Source organism: Streptomyces sp. NPDC006872 (assembly GCF_040635845.1).
In the GTDB taxonomy this organism is placed as follows: domain Bacteria; phylum Actinomycetota; class Actinomycetes; order Streptomycetales; family Streptomycetaceae; genus Streptomyces.
Map to the genome: position 1 here is coordinate 119,274 of NZ_JBEYIL010000013.1, position 15,182 is coordinate 134,455.

The window sequence follows — 15,182 nt, forward strand, 5'->3', positions numbered from 1 at the left end:
AGCGGTGCGCCAAGTGCGCGCATCGTCCTGCCAACGGGCGTAATTGGCCATACGTCACGGCTCATCCGTACAAAAGACAATCCTGCAGCGCACGCGGGAACGCGGTCGACTCCGCGCGTGCGGTGCGCCGCCTTAAGGTGTCGCCGTGGCTCCATCTCCCTTTCGTCAGACATACCGACCGGTTAGTCTGGCGTCGGAGCCGATTCGTGCCGCAGTCGCGTCGAAGGAGACCGATGGTGGAAGCCGTGCAGGATGCCGGAGTGGTCGTGACCGGAGCGGGGGGCGGCATCGGGGCCGCGCTGGCCCGCCGCTTCGCCGCCGAGGGGGCCCGGGTCGTCGTCAACGACCTGGACGCGGACCGGGCGCGGGCGGTCGCCGACGAGATCGGCGGCATCGCGGTTCCGGGCGACGCCTCGGCGATCGTCGAGGCGGCCCGGGAGGCGCTCGGCGGCGCGGTCGACGTGTACTGCGCCAACGCCGGAGTCGCCTCGGGCGGCTCGGAGGCGGCCGGGGAGGCCGTCTGGGCGCAGGCCTGGGACGTCAACGTCATGGCCCATGTCCGCGCGGCGCACGCGCTGCTGCCGGACTGGCTGGAGCGCGGCCGGGGCCGGTTCGTCTCCACGGTCTCCGCGGCCGGGCTGCTGACGATGATCGGCGCCGCGCCCTACAGCGTCACCAAGCACGGCGCGTACGCCTTCGCCGAGTGGCTGTCGCTGACCTACCGGCACCGGGGGATCAAGGTCCACGCGATCTGTCCCCAGGGCGTGCGCACCGACATGCTGGACGCCACCGGCAGCGCGGGCGACCTGGTGCTCAAGCCGACCGCGATCGACCCGCAGGACGTGGCGGACGCCCTGTTCAAGGGCATCGCCGAGGACCGCTTCCTGATCCTGCCGCACCCCGAGGTCGCCGGGTACTACCAGGTGCGCGCGGGCGACCCCGACCGCTGGCTGACCAACATGAACCACCTCCAGCAGAAGTGGGAGGCCGCCGAATGAGCACGCCCGACCTCACGCCCGACCCCGCGCCTGCCTCCCGCTACGCGGCCAAGCCCTGGCTGGACCTTCTCGACGACGCCCAGCGCGCCCCGATCGACCCGGCCGACTCCCTCGTGCACGCCTTCCGCAGGTCCGTCGCCGAGGCCCCCGACCGCACCTGTCTCGCCTACTTCGACGGGCGGCTCGGCTACCGCGAGGTGGACGAGCTGAGCGACTCCGTCGCCGGCCACCTCGCCGCCCGCGGCCTGGAGCCCGGCGACCGGGTCGCCGTGCTGCTGCAGAACTCCCCGCTCTTCGTGGTCGCCCTGCTCGGCGCCTGGAAGGCGGGCGCGACGGTCGTCCCCGTCAACCCGATGTACAAGTCGGGGGAGGTCGCCCATGTGCTGCGGGACGGCGAGGTCGCGGCGCTGATCTGCTCCGACCGGGCCTGGGAGTCGTATCTGCGCGACACGGCCGCCGACTCTCCGGTGCGGATCGTGCTCACCGGCTGCGAGCTGGACTTCCAGACCCGGGGCGACGCGCGCGTGCTGGGCTTCGAACGGCTTGAGCAGGCGTCCGACGCCGACGACCTCACCGCCGTCGCCCGGGCCGGGCACAAGGCGCCCGAGGGCCGCGAGTCCGCCCCCGACGACATCGCCCTGATCAGCTACACCTCGGGCACGAGCGGAGCCCCCAAGGGGGCCACCAACACGCACGGCAACATCATGTTCAACGCCGAGCGGCAGCGCACCGGGCTGCATCTGCCCGAGGCGCCCGTCTACTACGCCCTCGCGCCCCTGTTCCACATCACCGGCATGGTCTGCCAGCTCGGCGCCTGTCTGAACAGCGCGGGCACGCTCGTGCTGACGTACCGCTTCGAGGCGGGCGTCGTGCTGGAGGCGTTCGCCGAACACCGGCCGCACTACACGGTCGGCCCGTCCACCGCCTTCATGGCGCTGGCCGCCCACCCGGACGTCACCCCCGACCACTTCTCCTCCTTCGTGAACATCTCCTCCGGCGGCGCACCGGTGCCGCCAGCCCTGGTGGAGAAGTTCCGGGCCGGCTTCGGGCCGTACATCCGCAACGGCTACGGGCTCACCGAGTGCACCGCCCCCTGCGCCTCCGTCCCGCCGCAGCTCGAGGCGCCGGTCGACCCGGCCTCCGGGACCCTCGCGGTCGGCGTGCCCGGCCCCGACACGGTCGTGCGGATCGTCGACGACCAGGGCGCGGAGGTGCCCTTCGGCGAGCAGGGCGAGATCGTCGTCCGGGGGCCGCAGGTCGTGCCCGGGTACTGGCGGCGGCCCGAGGCCACCGCCGAGACCTTCCCCGGCGGGGAGCTGCGCACCGGCGACATCGGGTTCATGGACGAGCGCGGCTGGCTGTACGTCGTCGACCGCAAGAAGGACATGATCAACGCGTCCGGGTTCAAGGTGTGGCCGCGCGAGGTCGAGGACGTGCTGTACACCCACCCGGCGGTGCGCGAGGCGGCCGTGGTCGGGGTGCCGGACGGCTATCGCGGGGAGACCGTCAAGGCGTACATCAGCCTGCGCCCCGGCGCCGACGCGGATGCCGATACGCTCGCCGCCTACTGCAAGGACAGACTGGCGGCCTACAAGTATCCGCGTCAGGTGGAGATCCTGCCCGACCTGCCCAAGACGGCGAGTGGGAAGATCCTCCGTCGGGAACTGCGTTCCCACGCGCACGACAGCCGGTAGAGACGATGCGAGAGGTGGCGGCAGTGCCCAGGACGACGGACGGCGACGGGACCCCCGTGCCGCAGCGGCTGCTGGCCGCGGCCACCCGGCTCTTCGCCGAGCAGGGCTACGACCGCACCTCGGTGCAGGAGATCGTGGAGGCGGCCGGCGTCACCAAGGGGGCGCTCTACCACTACTTCGGCTCCAAGGACGACCTGCTGCACGAGGTGTACGCGCGCGTGCTGCGCGTCCAGCAGGAGCGCCTGGACGCCTTCGCGAACGCCGACGAGCCGATCGAGAAGCGGCTGCGGGCCGCGGCGGCGGACGTCGTCGTCACCACGATCGAGAACCTCGACGACGCGATGATCTTCTTCCGGTCGATGCACCATCTGAGCCCGGAGAAGAACAAGCAGGTGCGAGCCGAGCGGCGGCGCTACCACGAACGGTTCCGCGCGCTCGTCGAGGAGGGCCAGGAGGCCGGTGTGTTCTCCACGGCGACCCCGGCCGACCTGGTCGTGGACTACCACTTCGGGTCCGTGCACCATCTGTCGACCTGGTACCGGCCGGGCGGGCCGATGAGCCCCCAGGAGGTCGCCGACCACCTGGCCGACCTGCTGCTGCGGGCGCTGCGTCCGTAGCCGCGTGCGTCCACGCGTCCAGCGGTAAGGGGCGGTCGCCCATGGCGACCGCCCCTTACCGCATGCCCTTACAGGTACTTCTTCAGCTCCCGCCGCGCCAGCGACCGCTGGTGCACCTCGTCCGGGCCGTCGGCGATCATCAGGGTGCGCGCGCTCGCGTACAGCTCGGCCAGCGGGAAGTCCTGGCTGACGCCGCCCGCGCCGTGCAGCTGGATCGCACGGTCGATGATGTCGACGACCGCGCGGGGCGTCGCGATCTTGATGGCCTGGATCTCGGTGTGGGCGCCCCGGTTGCCGACGGTGTCCATCATCCAGGCGGTCTTCAGCACCAGCAGCCGCAGCTGTTCGACCGTCACGCGCGCGTCCGCGATCCAGTTGTGGATCACGCCCTGCTGGGCCAGCGACTTGCCGAAGGCGTCGCGGGAGACGGCCCGCCGGCACATCAGCTCGATCGCCCGCTCCGCCATGCCGATCAGCCGCATGCAGTGGTGGATGCGGCCGGGGCCGAGCCGGGCCTGGGCGATGGCGAAGCCGCCGCCCTCCTCGCCGACCAGGTTCGTCACCGGCACACGCACGTGGTCGAAGAGCACCTCGGCGTGGCCGCCGTGGGAGTGGTCCTCGTACCCGAAGACCTTCATGGCGCGCTTGACGGTGACGCCGGGCGTGTCGCGCGGGACCAGGACCATGGACTGCTGGCGGCGCGGGTCGGCGCCGTCCGGGTCCGTCTTGCCCATCACGATGAAGATCCGGCAGTCCGGGTTCATCGCCCCGGAGATGTACCACTTGCGGCCCGTGACGACGTACTCGTCGCCGTCCCGCTCGATGTGCGTGGTGATGTTCGTGGCGTCGGAGGAGGCCACGTCCGGCTCGGTCATCGCGAACGCCGAGCGGATCTCACCGGCGAGGAGCGGCTCCAGCCACTGCTTCTGCTGCCGCTCGTCGCCGAACTGCGCGAGCACCTCCATGTTCCCGGTGTCCGGCGCGGCGCAGTTCAGGGCCGTCGGCGCCAGGTGCGGGGAGCGGCCGGTGATCTCGGCCAGCGGCGCGTACTGCAGGTTCGTCAGGCCGGCGCCGTGCTCGGCGTCGGGCAGGAAGAGGTTCCACAGGCCCTGCCGGCGCGCCTCCGCCTTCAGCTCCTCCACCACGGCCGGGGTGTCCCACGGCGAGGCCAGCAGGGCGCGCTGCTCCTCGGCGACGGCCTCGGCCGGGTAGACGTACTCGTCCATGAAGGCGAGCAGCTTGGCGCGGAGTTCCTCGGTGCGGGCGTCGAACGCGAAGTCCATGCCGGTCAGCCTTCCTGCAGAGTGGTCGTGCCGTGCGCGATGAAGAGGGGGACGAGATCGCCGATGCGGTCGAAGCCGCGCCCGACGGTCTGGCCCAGCGTGTAGCGGTAGTGGATGCCCTCCAGGATCACGGCGAGCTTGAACCAGGCGAACGCCGTGTACCAGGAGACCGCCGAGACGTCCCGCCCGGAACGGACCGCGTAGCGCTCGATCAGCTCGGCCGCCGACGGGTGTCCGACGGCGGTGGCGGTCGTGGAGATCGGGGAGTCCGGCAGTTCCAGCGGCACGCTGTACATCACCAGCAGGCCCAGGTCGGTCAGGGGGTCGCCGAGCGTCGACATCTCCCAGTCGAGGATCGCCTTGATCTTGTCGTCGGCGCCGATCAGGACGTTGTCGAGCCGGTAGTCGCCGTGCACGACCGCCGGGGCGGGGGAGTGCGGCAGCGCGCGGCCGAGCGCCGCGTGCAGCTCGTCGATCCCGGCGAGGTCGCGGCTGCGGGAGGCGTCCAGCTGCTTGCCCCAGCGGCGCAGCTGCCGGTCCAGGAAACCCTCGGGACGGCCGAAGTCGGCCAGGCCCACCCCGGCGGGGTCCACCGCGTGCAGCTCCACCAGCGTGTCCACCAGCGACAGCACCGCGTCCCGGGTGCGCTGCTCGCCGAGCGGGGCGAGGTCCTCGGCCGTGCGGTAGGGGGTGCCCTCGACGAACTCCATCACGTAGAAGGGCGCCCCGAGCACCGCCCCGTTGTCGGGGTTCTCGCACATCAGCACCGGGCGCGGCACCGGGACGCTCGTCGGGTGCAGTGCGCTGATCACCCGGTGCTCGCGCTTCATGTCGTGCGCGGTGGCCAGGACGTGCCCGAGCGGGGGCCGCCGGACGACCCACTTCGCCTCGCCGTCGGAGACCGCGTAGGTGAGGTTCGAGCGCCCGCCCTCGATCAGCCGGCCGGTGAGGGGGCCGTTGACCAGACCGGGGCGCTCGCGTTCCAGCAGGGCGCGCAGCCCGTCGAGGTCGAGTCCGGGCGGGTGATCGGGGCTCATGCGTCGCTCCTACGGACGGGACGGGTGGACAAGGACTCCGCACCATGATGCCGACCGGTCGGTATGCCGTCCAGTGGTCGCGTCCAACGTGATCGGGGCCACGATAGGGCGACGGCTCCCCGGGAAGAATCCGGGGAGCCGTCGGCAGGCGGTTTTCGGCCGCGTCAGCGGTCGCGTCGGTGGCGCGTCAGTGGTCGTCCCAGTGGTCGTCGTGCTCGGCGTGCCGGTGGCCGTCGTGCAGGTAGTCCACGTGGTCGCCGTGGAGCACGCTCGGGTGCCCGCAGTCCGCGCCGTGCCGGTGCTCGTGCCCGTCGTGGGTCACATGCCCGCCGGGCTCGCACTCGTCCCAGTGGCCGCCGTGCTCCCGGTGCAGATGCCCGTCGTGGGCGTAGTCGACATGGTCGCCGTGGCTCACCCGGGTGTGCCCGCAGTCCGGGCCGTGGTTGTGCGGGTGGGCGGGGTGTTCGACGTGCAGGGTGGTCATGCGTGCTCACCTTCGAAGCTGCGGGGGGTGACGACGTCGGACAGGTTGCCACGCGAACTGCCCATAACGGGTCATTCGGCTTGCGTGGCGTCCGGGTACCCCGGAGGGTCGGACCCATGAAGGCCATCAGCTACTCACGCTACGGCGGGCCGGAGACGCTCGCATACGGGGACGTCCGGGACCCCAAGGTCGGTCCCGACTCGGTGCTGGTCAAGGTGCGGGCGGCGGCCGTGAACCCCGTCGACTGGAAGTGCCGCGAGGGATATCTGGACCCGATCCTCGACGCCGTCTTCCCGGTCGTTCCCGGGTGGGACGTCTCGGGGGTCGTCGTCCAGCTCGGGGTGTCCGTCGCGGAGTACGCGGTCGGCGACGAGGTCATCGGCTACGTCCGCGAGGACTTCCTCTCGCGCGGGACCTTCGCCGAGTACGTCGCCGCCCCGGTGCGCACCCTGGCCCGCAAGCCGCGCAACCTCACCTGGGAGGAGGCCGCCGGCCTGCCCCTGGCCGGGCTCACCGCCTACCAGGTGCTGACCAAGGCCGTGCGGGTGAAGCGGGGCGAGACGGTCCTCGTCCACGCGGCGGCGGGCGGCGTCGGCTCCATCGCCGTGCAGCTCGCCGCCCATCTGGGGGCCCGGGTGATCGGTACGGCGAGCGAGGCCAACCACGACTTCGTGCGCTCACTGGGCGGCGAGCCCGTGACCTACGGCGAGGGACTGGCCGAACGGGTGCGCGGACTGGCCCCCGAGGGCGTGGACGCGGCCTTCGACACGGTCGGCGGCGACACCCTGAAGGTCTCCGCCAACCTGCTGGCCCCGGAAGGACGCCTGGTGTCGATCGCCGACGGGGACGTCGTCGGCTACGGCGGCCTGTACCACTGGGTCCGGCCCGACGTCGAGGATCTCACCCGGCTGGCGGAACTCGCCGAACAGGGCGTGGTCTCCGTGCACGTCTCCGACACGTTCCCGCTGGAGCGCGCGGCGGACGCCCACCGGCTGAACCAGGAGGGCCGCACCCGCGGCAAGATCGTGGTGACGGTCGACTGGGCGGACGAGGGCACCGAGTAGTGAATCCCCCGGCCGAGGAGGAAAACCCCGGCCGAGGAGGAAAACCCCGGCCGAGGAGGAATCCCCCGGCCGAGGAGGAAAACCCCGGCCGAGCAGAAGCCTCCAGCCGAGCAGGGAGCCCCTAGATGACGAGGGCCGCGGCGCACACCGCCGTGGCCACCGCGCACAGTGCCGCCGCCGTGGCGTGCCGTGGGGTCAGCGCCGCCGGGCTCGCCGTGGCGGAGAGGGTGCGGATGCGGCCGTGGGCGAGCAGCAGGAAGGCCAGCCACAGGCCGCAGACCAGCGCGCAGGCGACGATCGCGGCCGCCGACGGGCCGCCGTGCAGCGCGGTCTTCAGGCCCAGCACGGCGGCGACGGTGCTCGCCAGCGTCGTCCGTCGCCAGGCGAGCCGGGTCCGCTCGGGCTGCAGACCGGGGTCGCGCTCCGACAGCGCCGCGCCGCTCATCCCTCCCACCCCACCAGCACCACGACGACCATCGCCAGGGCCACCACCGCGACGAGCACGCCCAGCAGCGCCGGGAAGCGGGACGCCGGCAGGTCCTCGCCCCGGCGCATGGCCTGTTCGCAGCGCACCCAGTGGTTCACCGCGCGCAGCGAGCACAGCACGCCCGCCGCGAGCAGCGCGAGCGCGAGCCCGACCCGCCAGCCCCAGCGCAGGTCCGGCAGGAACTGGTCCACCGCGAAGCCCCCGCCGATCAGCGCGAGCGCGGTGCGCAGCCAGGCCAGGAACGTGCGCTCGTTCGCCAGCGAGAACCGGTAGTCGGGCGTGCTGCCTCCCTCCCGCACCTGCGCGGGCGCGAACCACAACCGGACGTTCCGTACCAACTCGATCACCCGCAGGACCCTACCCGTCGCCCCGGGCCCGGAACTCCCGCAGTCGCTCGTACGCGGCCAGCCCGTCCGGCACCCACTCCCAGTCCGGCAGCCGCCGTTCGAGCTCCTCGTCCGGGAGGAAGTCGTGCCAGGCCACCTCCTCCGCCTGGGGGTTCACCGGCAGCTCGCAGCGGACCTCGTAGACGGCCGACCACCAGCTCCCGGCGGGGCCGTCGTAGAGGAACTTGAGGACGAACTCCGGGCGGGGCAGACCGCTCACGCCCAGCTCCTCCTCGGCCTCGCGCAGGGCGGCGTCGTCATAGCTCTCGCCCGCGCCGACCACCCCGCCGACGAACATGTCGTACAGGGAGGGGAAGACCAGCTTGGTCGGGGTGCGGCGGTGGACGAAGATCCGGCCCTCGGCGTCCCTGGCCCGGATGAAGACGCAGCGGTGGCGCAGGCCCTCGGCGTACGCCTGCCCGCGCGGGAGCCGTCCGACCACCCGGTCGTGCTCGTCGACGATGTCGAGGATCTCGTCAGCAGCGCTCATGACCCCATCCAAGCAGGCCGTCCGAGCAGGCCGGTCGGGCAGGCCGGTCGGGCAGGCTGCTACTGGGGCTGGAGGTCCGGCACCTGCTCGCGCGGCGCCGTGCCCCGCGGCATCGCCGGGTGGAGTCCGAGAAGCACGATGCCCGCGACGATCGCCGCCAGCCCCGCCGCCTCCCAGGCCAGCGCGCCGGTGTCGGTGCGCAGCCGGTCGCCGAGGAAGCCGACGCCGCAGATGATCCCGGCGAGGGGCTGGGCGGCGGTCAGCGCGGGCAGCGACATCCGCAGGGGCGCCGTCTCGAAGGCGCTCTGGACCAGCACGAGTCCGGTCACGCCGAGCGCGAGCACCGCGTACGGCTGCCAGCCGGTCAGCATCTCGCCGAGGCCGCCCGCCGAGAACCGCTGCCCGCTGACCCGGGTCAGCGCGTCCTGGACGCCGTAGAGCAGACCGGCCGCCAGGGAGAGCAGGACCGGGCCGGAGCTCAGCCGGGAGCGCTTGGCGTACGTCGTGAGCAGCAGGGCCAGTCCGACCATCACGCCGATGATCAGCCAGTGCCGCAGCGGATCCGTGAGCGCGCTGCCGCCGCGCGGCTCGCCCGCCACGATGAAGGTGGTCACGCCGCCCGCGAGCAGCAGCAGGCCCGCCCAGCCCTGGCGGCCCAGCGGCTGCTTGGTCTGGTGGCGGGAGAGCGCGAGGGCGAACAGCAGGTTCGTCGCCAGGAGTGGCTCCACCAGGGAGATCTCGCCCTGGCCGAGCGCGACCGCGCCGAGCGCCATGCCGGCCACCATGAGGCCGATGCCGCCGAGCCAGCGCGGCACCTTCATGAGGTCGAGGAGCAGACGCGGCGAGAGGAAGTCGCCGAGCGGCGCCTTCTGGGCCGCGTTCTGCTGGAGCACGAACCCGAAGCCCAGGCAGCAGGCGGCGCTCACGGCGAGAACCAGAACCAGAACCGACACGCTGCGTACCTCGCTCATCCGGTCGGACCACGGACGGGGTGCGTGGTGGCCGACTCTAGCGTCCCTCTACGGCCATGGTGTGGGCTCCGGCGAGGCCGCGCCATGGCATACGCCACACCGGTTCTTCGAAGCCGCGGCCGCAGCGGCTCCCACCAGGGCCGGACCGCCGTCAACTTCCTTGTGCCGTAAGCCGGTTGACACCTGTCACGGCTACCCGGGCCTTGACGGTGAGCGTCGGCCGAGGGTTGACTGCGCGTGATCGGCCGATCGCGGGCCGATGCCACAGCCGCCTCCCAGGAGGATGAGGAAGTCCCGCGGTGCCCCCACCCCCGCTCTCCCTCGGCCGCGCTCACGAGCGCGTCCGTCCGACCCTCGCCCCGGTCCCCGCCCCCGCCCCCGACCCGGCGCTGGACGACAGCCAACTCGTCGTCGCGCGCGCCGCGTTGGCCCAGGGCCGACGGCAGCCCGTCCGCGCCCTGCTGGCCCGCACCGGCGACGACTGGGACCGCCGCGCGCACCGGGTCGCCGTCCTCGCGCTCGAGCCGTACGCGGCTGCCTGGGCCCATGAGTGGCTGCTCGCCGAACCCGGCTGCGCCGACGCCGCCGCCCTGCACGCGCTGGCCCGGGTCCGCCGGGCGCTGCGCGGCAAGGAGGACCCGGCCGTGGCCCGGGCGGCCTGCCGGTCGGCCGCCGCGCTCGCGCCCGCCGACCCCACCCCGTGGCTCGGCCTGCTCCAGCTGGAGCAGGCCGCCGGGGCGGCGGCCGTGCGGATCTTCGAGGAGGTCCGGTCCCGGCACCGCGACCACCACCACGCCCACCACCTGATGGTCGCCCGGCTCGCGGAGCGCCGAGCGGACGGCGGCCCGGACCCGCTGCACGAGGTCTACGACTTCGCCGCCTGGGCCGCCGAGCAGGCGCCCGCCGACTCCCCGCTGGCCGTCCTCCCGGTCGTCGCGCACGCCGAGCGCTACCGCGTCCTGGCCGCGCACGGCTTCGCGCCCGCCGACCCCGTCGCCTCCGGGCACTGGCAGGACGGCCGGGCCAGGGACGTGCTGAAGGCCGCCTTCGACTGGTGGCTGGAATGGGAGGAGTGGGAGGGCGACGGTCACCCCCGCCGACTGCTCGACCTGAACTTCCTCGCCCACGCCACGTTCTGCGAGGGCCGGGGCGCCGAGGCCGCCGCCCTCTTCCGGCGCATCGGGCAGCACGCCACCCCCGAGCCCTGGTCCTACCCGGCCCGCGACCCGTACCCGGCCTTCCGCGCGGCCCGAGCCGGTGCGCTGGGCACCGATGCGGAGCCCGTGGTCTGAGAGCGGGGTAAGAACTCCCGACGGAAGTCCGACGGCCGCCCGGGATCCCTGGCCCCGCCGCGCCCCGAGTGTTCGAATGGAAAGGTGAACTCCGAACCATCCGGACCGTCAGAGGCGTCAAAGCCGTCCGAGCCGCCCGACGAGCGCGGCGCACCCGGCGAACGCGGCGCGCCCGTAGGCCGCCGGATCTTCCTCGGCACGCTCGCCCTCGGTGCGCTGGGCGTCGTCGCCGCGCCCCCGCTCCAGCGCGGCATGGAGGCCTTCCTGGCCGGCGCCGCCGACAAGGACCCCACCGGCCTCACCGGTCTGCTGCCCAACGGCGGCGGCTTCCGCTACTACTCGGTGACCTCGTCGGTCCCGCACAAGAACGCCACGAACTACCGCCTCACCGTGGACGGCCTGGTCGACCGCCCCGGCAGCTACACGCTGGCCCAGCTCAGGGCCATGCCCCAGACCCGCATGGTCAAGGACGTCCAGTGCGTCACCGGCTGGCGGGTCCCCGGCACGCCCTTCGAGGGCGTCCGGCTCTCCGCGCTCCTCGACGCGGCCGGCGTCCGGGCCGAGGCCGGCGCGATCCGCTTCACCTGCTTCGACGGCGCCTACACCGAGAGCCTCACCCTCGCCCAGGCGCGCCGCGCCGACGTCCTGGTCGCCCTGCGCATGCAGGACAAGGACCTCGGCCACGACCACGGCGGCCCGGTCCGCCTCTATGTGGCCCCCATGTACTTCTACAAGTCCGCCAAGTGGCTCTCCGGCATCACCGTCACCGAGAAGGTGAAGCCCGGCTACTGGGAGGAGCGCGGCTACGACGTCGACGCCTGGGTCGGCCGTTCGAACGGACGGGACGATGAGCCTACGAGCTGAGGCGCCGCCGGCCGCCACGGGCATCCGCCGGTTCAGTCGCGCCGAACGATGGGTGCACCGCGCCACGGGCGCCCTGATGGGCGTGTGCGTGGTGACCGCGGCCTGTCTGTACATCCCCGAGTTCGCCCAGCTCGTGGGCCGCCGCGAGCTGGTGGTCCGGATCCATGAGTGGGCGGGTCTCGCCCTGCCCGTCCCGGTGCTGGCGGGCCTCGCCTCCCGCGCCTTCCGCGCCGATCTGCGGCACCTGAACCGCTTCGGCCCGCACGACCGCCGCTGGCTGCGGGCCGCCCTGCGGCGCGACAAGCGACGGGAGTCGCGTCCGGCGGCCAAGTTCAACGCCGGGCAGAAGGTCTACGCGGCCTGGATCGCGGGGGCGACCCTGGTGATGCTCGGCACCGGTCTGCTCATGTGGTTCACCCACCTCACCCCGATCATGTGGCGCACCAGCGCGACCTTCGTCCACGACTGGCTGGCGCTGACCATCGGCGTCGTCCTCGCCGGGCACATCGGCATGGCCCTCGGCGACCCGGAGGCCCGCCGCGGCATGCGCACGGGCGTGGTGAGCCGGGAGTGGGCGGAGCGGGAACACCGCCTGTGGCGCCCGTGACGGAGATCCGTCAAGGGCGCCACAGGCGGTGCCCGGGCGACGGCCCATAGGGCCAGGGCGACGGGTTATATGACCAGTGAGAGGAGCAGGACCAGACCGCCGGCGACCACCGAGATGATGGTCTCCATGACCGACCAGGTCTTGATGTTCTGGCCGACGCTGAGGCCGAAGTACTCCTTCACCAGCCAGAACCCGGCGTCGTTGACATGGCTGAAGAAGAGCGAGCCCGCGCCGATGGCCAGGACCAGCAGGGCGGTGTGCGTGGTCGACATGTCGGCCGCGAGCGGCGCGACCAGGCCGGCCGCCGAGATCGTCGCCACGGTCGCCGAACCGGTCGCCAGCCGGATCGCCACCGCGATCAGCCAGGCCAGCAGCAGGGCCGGGATCGACCAGTCCTCGGAGATGTCCAGGACCATCTGCCCCACGCCGCAGTCGATCAGCGTCTGCTTGAAGCCGCCGCCCGCGCCGACGATCAGCAGGATGCCCGCGATGGGCGCGAGACCCTTGTCGACGAGCTGCGAGATCCGCTCCTTGCTGAAGCCCGCGGGCCGGCCCAGCGTGAAGATGCCGACGAGCACGGCGGACAGCAGGGCGATCAGCGGCGAGCCGACGACGTCGAAGACGCGCTGCACGCTGTTCTCCTTGTCGTCCACGACGATGTCGACCAGCGCCTTGGACAGCATCAGCACGACGGGCAGCAGGATGGTGGCGAGCGTGGCGCCGAACCCGGGCCGCTTCTCCAGGTCCTCGGACGGCCGTTGGGGGATCATGCGGTCGGGGGCGGGGACGTCGACCCAGCGGGCGGCGTAGCGCGAGAACAGCGGGCCCGCGATGACGACCGTCGGGACGGCGACGAGCACGCCCAGCGCCAGGGTGACGCCCAGGTTGGCGCCGACGGCGTCGATCGCGACCAGCGGGCCGGGGTGCGGAGGCACCAGCCCGTGCATCACGGACAGACCGGCCAGCGCCGGGATGCCGATCCGCATGAGCGAGTAGTTGCCCCGCTTGGCGACCATCAGCACCACCGGGATCAGCAGCACCACGCCGACCTCGAAGAACAGCGGCAGACCGATCACCGAGGCGATCAGCACCATCGCCCACGGCATCGTGCGCCCGCTCGCCTTGGCGAGGATCGTGTCGACGATCTGGTCGGCGCCGCCGGAGTCCGCGAGCATCTTGCCGAGGATCGCGCCCAGCGCGATCAGCACGCCCACGCCGGCGACCGTGGCGCCGAGCCCGGTGGTGAAGGACGCGATGGCCTTGTCGAGCGGAGCCCCGGCGAACGCGCCGAGCGCGAGCGAGCCGATGGTCAGCGCCAGGAAGGCGTGCAGCTTGAACTTGGTGATGAGCAGGACGATCACGGCGATGCCCGCCAGAACGGCGATGCCCAACTGCGCGTGGCCGGCCGAGGTGATGGGCTCGGCGGCGTCCGCTGCCAGCGCCTCGACACTGAGTCTGGTCACGGGGGAGTCCCTTACAGGTGATGGGGGTTCGGGATGAGGGTGGAGCCGGGGGTGGAGAGGGGGGTGCGGGGGAGCGCGGGGATTACGCGGCGGCGTCGGGAAGAGCGGCGAGCGCGGTCATGGCCCGCCCGGCGATGTCCTCCGGGCTGCCGGACACGTCGACGGCGACGCCCGCCTCGTCCGCCTGGAGGGGCTGGAGCGTGGCGAACTGGGAGTCCAGCAGGGCCGTCGGCATGAAGTGACCCTGCCGGTGCGCCATGCGGTCCTCGATCAGCGCACGGTCGCCCGCCAGGTGCACGAAGACGACACCGGGGGCCGAGGCCCGGAGCCGGTCGCGGTAGGACCGCTTCAGCGCCGAGCAGCTGACCACCCCGCCGAGCCAGGCGCGCCCGTCCGCCCAGGCGCCGATGGCGTCGAGCCAGGGCCACCGGTCGTCGTCGTCGAGCGGCGTGCCGGCCGACATCTTGGCGATGTTGGCCTGCGGGTGGAAGTCGTCGCCCTCGGCGTAGGGGACGCCGAGCCGGGCGGCGAGCAGGGGACCGATGGTGGTCTTGCCCGTGCCGGCGACGCCCATCACCACGACGACGTGGGGGGTACGCATCTCTGCCTCGCTGTCTTCCTCGACACCTGACGTCAACGGACGCCGACGACACTGAAACCGATTAGGTACGACTAATTCAAGAGTCTGTGACATATAAGTCTGACTTTTTGGCTCCGTGATCTACCCCGTACTCTGTGTGCATGACCACTCCGGGCCGGGGTCTGCACGGCCAAGTACTGGACGCCCTGGGCCCCGCGATCACCGCGGGCGAATACCCGCCGGGCAGTGTCCTGCGCACCGACGAACTCGCCCAGCGTTTCGACGTCTCCCGCTCGGTCATGCGCGAGGCGGTCCGCGTCCTCGAGTCCATGCACCTGGTCGAGTCCCGCCGCCGGGTGGGCGTGACGGTGCGGCCCAAGGCGGAGTGGAACGTCTACGACCCGCAGGTCATCCGCTGGCGGCTGGCCGGCGCCGACCGCCCGCACCAGCTGCGCTCGCTCACGGTCCTGCGCTCGGCGATCGAGCCGATCGCGGCGGGCCTGGCGGCGCAGCACGCGACGGCGCAGCAGTGCGCGGAGCTGACGGAGTGCGCGCTCGGCATGGTGGCCAACTCACGCGGCCATCGGCTGGAGGGCTATCTGGACCACGACGTGGCCTTCCACCGGGTGATCCTCACGGCCTCCGGCAACGAGATGTTCGCCCGCCTCGGCGACGTGGTCGCGGAGGTCCTGACCGGCCGCACCCATCACCAGGTCATGTTCGAGGACCCGGCCCCCGCCGCCGTCACCCTGCACGTCCAGGTCGCGGAGGCGGTCCGCGAACGCGACCCGGCCCGGGCCGAGAGCCTCACCCGTGAGATCACGCTCGGCGCGCTGAAGGAACTGGACATCCTGGCGCCCTGAGG

At 72.6% G+C, this 15,182-nt stretch carries 17 protein-coding genes; 8 read left to right on the forward strand and 9 right to left on the reverse strand.

Annotated elements, in window-relative coordinates:
* The first annotated feature begins 233 nt into the window (after positions 1–233).
* The 3 genes from ABZ725_RS33905 to ABZ725_RS33915 are packed head-to-tail and all read left to right on the forward strand — an operon-like array spanning position 234 to position 3,309.
* The gene (locus ABZ725_RS33905; RefSeq protein ID WP_351914232.1) at positions 234–998 is read left to right on the forward strand and encodes an SDR family oxidoreductase; all 765 of its coding nucleotides are present in this window, start codon (positions 234–236) and stop codon (positions 996–998) included.
* Entirely contained in the window at positions 995–2,692 is a 1,698-nt protein-coding gene (locus tag ABZ725_RS33910) for an AMP-binding protein (protein WP_358806310.1), read from the forward strand. Before ABZ725_RS33905 ends, ABZ725_RS33910 begins: the two co-directional genes overlap by 4 nt.
* Positions 2,693–2,715: 23 nt before the next feature.
* Entirely contained in the window at positions 2,716–3,309 is a 594-nt protein-coding gene (locus ABZ725_RS33915; protein WP_351914229.1) for a TetR/AcrR family transcriptional regulator, read from the forward strand.
* A gap of 68 nt (positions 3,310–3,377) precedes the next feature.
* Here ABZ725_RS33915 and ABZ725_RS33920 read toward each other — a convergent pair whose 3' ends face one another.
* From ABZ725_RS33920 to ABZ725_RS33930, 3 genes are all read right to left on the reverse strand, one after another.
* A complete protein-coding gene (locus tag ABZ725_RS33920; protein ID WP_358806311.1) occupies positions 3,378–4,592 on the reverse strand; it encodes an acyl-CoA dehydrogenase family protein in 1,215 nt (404 codons plus the stop codon).
* Positions 4,593–4,597: 5 nt separating this feature from the next.
* The gene (locus tag ABZ725_RS33925) at positions 4,598–5,629 is read right to left on the reverse strand and encodes a phosphotransferase family protein (RefSeq protein ID WP_358806312.1); all 1,032 of its coding nucleotides are present in this window, start codon (positions 5,627–5,629) and stop codon (positions 4,598–4,600) included.
* 187 nt (positions 5,630–5,816) lie between these two features.
* Positions 5,817–6,113 carry a hypothetical protein gene (locus ABZ725_RS33930; RefSeq protein ID WP_358806313.1) on the reverse strand — a complete coding sequence of 99 codons (297 nt, stop codon included), beginning with the start codon at positions 6,111–6,113 and terminating at the stop codon, positions 5,817–5,819.
* Between the two features lie 116 nt (positions 6,114–6,229).
* Between ABZ725_RS33930 and ABZ725_RS33935 the strand changes: the two genes are divergently transcribed.
* On the forward strand, positions 6,230–7,177 hold the full coding sequence (locus tag ABZ725_RS33935; RefSeq protein ID WP_358806314.1) for an NADP-dependent oxidoreductase: 948 nt from the start codon (positions 6,230–6,232) through the stop codon (positions 7,175–7,177).
* A gap of 121 nt (positions 7,178–7,298) precedes the next feature.
* Here the strand turns inward: ABZ725_RS33935 and ABZ725_RS33940 are convergent, their stop codons facing one another.
* From ABZ725_RS33940 to ABZ725_RS33955, 4 genes are read right to left on the reverse strand one after another with little or no spacing between them, the layout of a single operon-like run.
* The gene (locus ABZ725_RS33940) at positions 7,299–7,622 is read right to left on the reverse strand and encodes a DUF202 domain-containing protein (protein ID WP_358806315.1); all 324 of its coding nucleotides are present in this window, start codon (positions 7,620–7,622) and stop codon (positions 7,299–7,301) included.
* Positions 7,619–8,011, reverse strand: a complete 393-nt coding sequence (locus tag ABZ725_RS33945) for a DUF202 domain-containing protein (RefSeq protein WP_358806316.1) — start codon at positions 8,009–8,011, stop codon at positions 7,619–7,621. Before ABZ725_RS33945 ends, ABZ725_RS33940 begins: the two co-directional genes overlap by 4 nt.
* 10 nt (positions 8,012–8,021) lie before the next feature.
* Positions 8,022–8,540 carry an NUDIX domain-containing protein gene (locus tag ABZ725_RS33950; RefSeq protein WP_351914219.1) on the reverse strand — a complete coding sequence of 173 codons (519 nt, stop codon included), beginning with the start codon at positions 8,538–8,540 and terminating at the stop codon, positions 8,022–8,024.
* A gap of 59 nt (positions 8,541–8,599) precedes the next feature.
* Positions 8,600–9,493, reverse strand: coding sequence for a DMT family transporter (locus ABZ725_RS33955; RefSeq protein ID WP_358806317.1), 894 nt, complete (start codon positions 9,491–9,493; stop codon positions 8,600–8,602).
* A 317-nt stretch (positions 9,494–9,810) separates the two neighbouring features.
* Between ABZ725_RS33955 and ABZ725_RS33960 the strand changes: the two genes are divergently transcribed.
* The 3 genes from ABZ725_RS33960 to ABZ725_RS33970 all read left to right on the forward strand — a co-directional run bounded on the left by ABZ725_RS33960 (position 9,811) and on the right by ABZ725_RS33970 (position 12,274).
* Positions 9,811–10,803: a hypothetical protein gene (locus tag ABZ725_RS33960; protein ID WP_358806318.1), complete on the forward strand. Its 993-nt coding sequence runs from the start codon at positions 9,811–9,813 to the stop codon at positions 10,801–10,803.
* Between the two features lie 84 nt (positions 10,804–10,887).
* Positions 10,888–11,667: a molybdopterin-dependent oxidoreductase gene (locus ABZ725_RS33965; RefSeq protein ID WP_358806319.1), complete on the forward strand. Its 780-nt coding sequence runs from the start codon at positions 10,888–10,890 to the stop codon at positions 11,665–11,667.
* Positions 11,651–12,274: a cytochrome b/b6 domain-containing protein gene (locus ABZ725_RS33970; RefSeq protein WP_358806320.1), complete on the forward strand. Its 624-nt coding sequence runs from the start codon at positions 11,651–11,653 to the stop codon at positions 12,272–12,274. The genes ABZ725_RS33965 and ABZ725_RS33970 overlap by 17 nt, the downstream gene beginning before the upstream one ends.
* 65 nt (positions 12,275–12,339) lie before the next feature.
* Here the strand turns inward: ABZ725_RS33970 and ABZ725_RS33975 are convergent, their stop codons facing one another.
* On the reverse strand, positions 12,340–13,737 hold the full coding sequence (locus ABZ725_RS33975) for a gluconate:H+ symporter (protein ID WP_358806321.1): 1,398 nt from the start codon (positions 13,735–13,737) through the stop codon (positions 12,340–12,342).
* 82 nt (positions 13,738–13,819) lie between these two features.
* Positions 13,820–14,338: a gluconokinase gene (locus ABZ725_RS33980; RefSeq protein ID WP_358806322.1), complete on the reverse strand. Its 519-nt coding sequence runs from the start codon at positions 14,336–14,338 to the stop codon at positions 13,820–13,822.
* Positions 14,339–14,478: 140 nt separating this feature from the next.
* On the opposite strand from ABZ725_RS33980, the gene ABZ725_RS33985 reads away from it, so the two are divergent.
* Positions 14,479–15,180, forward strand: a complete 702-nt coding sequence (locus tag ABZ725_RS33985; protein ID WP_358806323.1) for a FadR/GntR family transcriptional regulator — start codon at positions 14,479–14,481, stop codon at positions 15,178–15,180.
* Positions 15,181–15,182: the final 2 nt, after the last annotated feature.

Coding starts and splice junctions, on each gene's coding strand:
- ABZ725_RS33905 (WP_351914232.1), top strand. CDS start 234: ATGGTGGAAGCCGTGCAGGATGCCGGAGTGGTCGTGACCGGAGCGGGG.
- ABZ725_RS33910 (WP_358806310.1), top strand. CDS start 995: ATGAGCACGCCCGACCTCACGCCCGACCCCGCGCCTGCCTCCCGCTAC.
- ABZ725_RS33920 (WP_358806311.1), bottom strand. CDS start 4,592: ATGGACTTCGCGTTCGACGCCCGCACCGAGGAACTCCGCGCCAAGCTG.
- ABZ725_RS33925 (WP_358806312.1), bottom strand. CDS start 5,629: ATGAGCCCCGATCACCCGCCCGGACTCGACCTCGACGGGCTGCGCGCC.
- ABZ725_RS33930 (WP_358806313.1), bottom strand. CDS start 6,113: ATGACCACCCTGCACGTCGAACACCCCGCCCACCCGCACAACCACGGC.
- ABZ725_RS33935 (WP_358806314.1), top strand. CDS start 6,230: ATGAAGGCCATCAGCTACTCACGCTACGGCGGGCCGGAGACGCTCGCA.
- ABZ725_RS33940 (WP_358806315.1), bottom strand. CDS start 7,622: ATGAGCGGCGCGGCGCTGTCGGAGCGCGACCCCGGTCTGCAGCCCGAG.
- ABZ725_RS33950 (WP_351914219.1), bottom strand. CDS start 8,540: ATGAGCGCTGCTGACGAGATCCTCGACATCGTCGACGAGCACGACCGG.
- ABZ725_RS33970 (WP_358806320.1), top strand. CDS start 11,651: ATGAGCCTACGAGCTGAGGCGCCGCCGGCCGCCACGGGCATCCGCCGG.
- ABZ725_RS33980 (WP_358806322.1), bottom strand. CDS start 14,338: ATGCGTACCCCCCACGTCGTCGTGGTGATGGGCGTCGCCGGCACGGGC.
- ABZ725_RS33985 (WP_358806323.1), top strand. CDS start 14,479: ATGACCACTCCGGGCCGGGGTCTGCACGGCCAAGTACTGGACGCCCTG.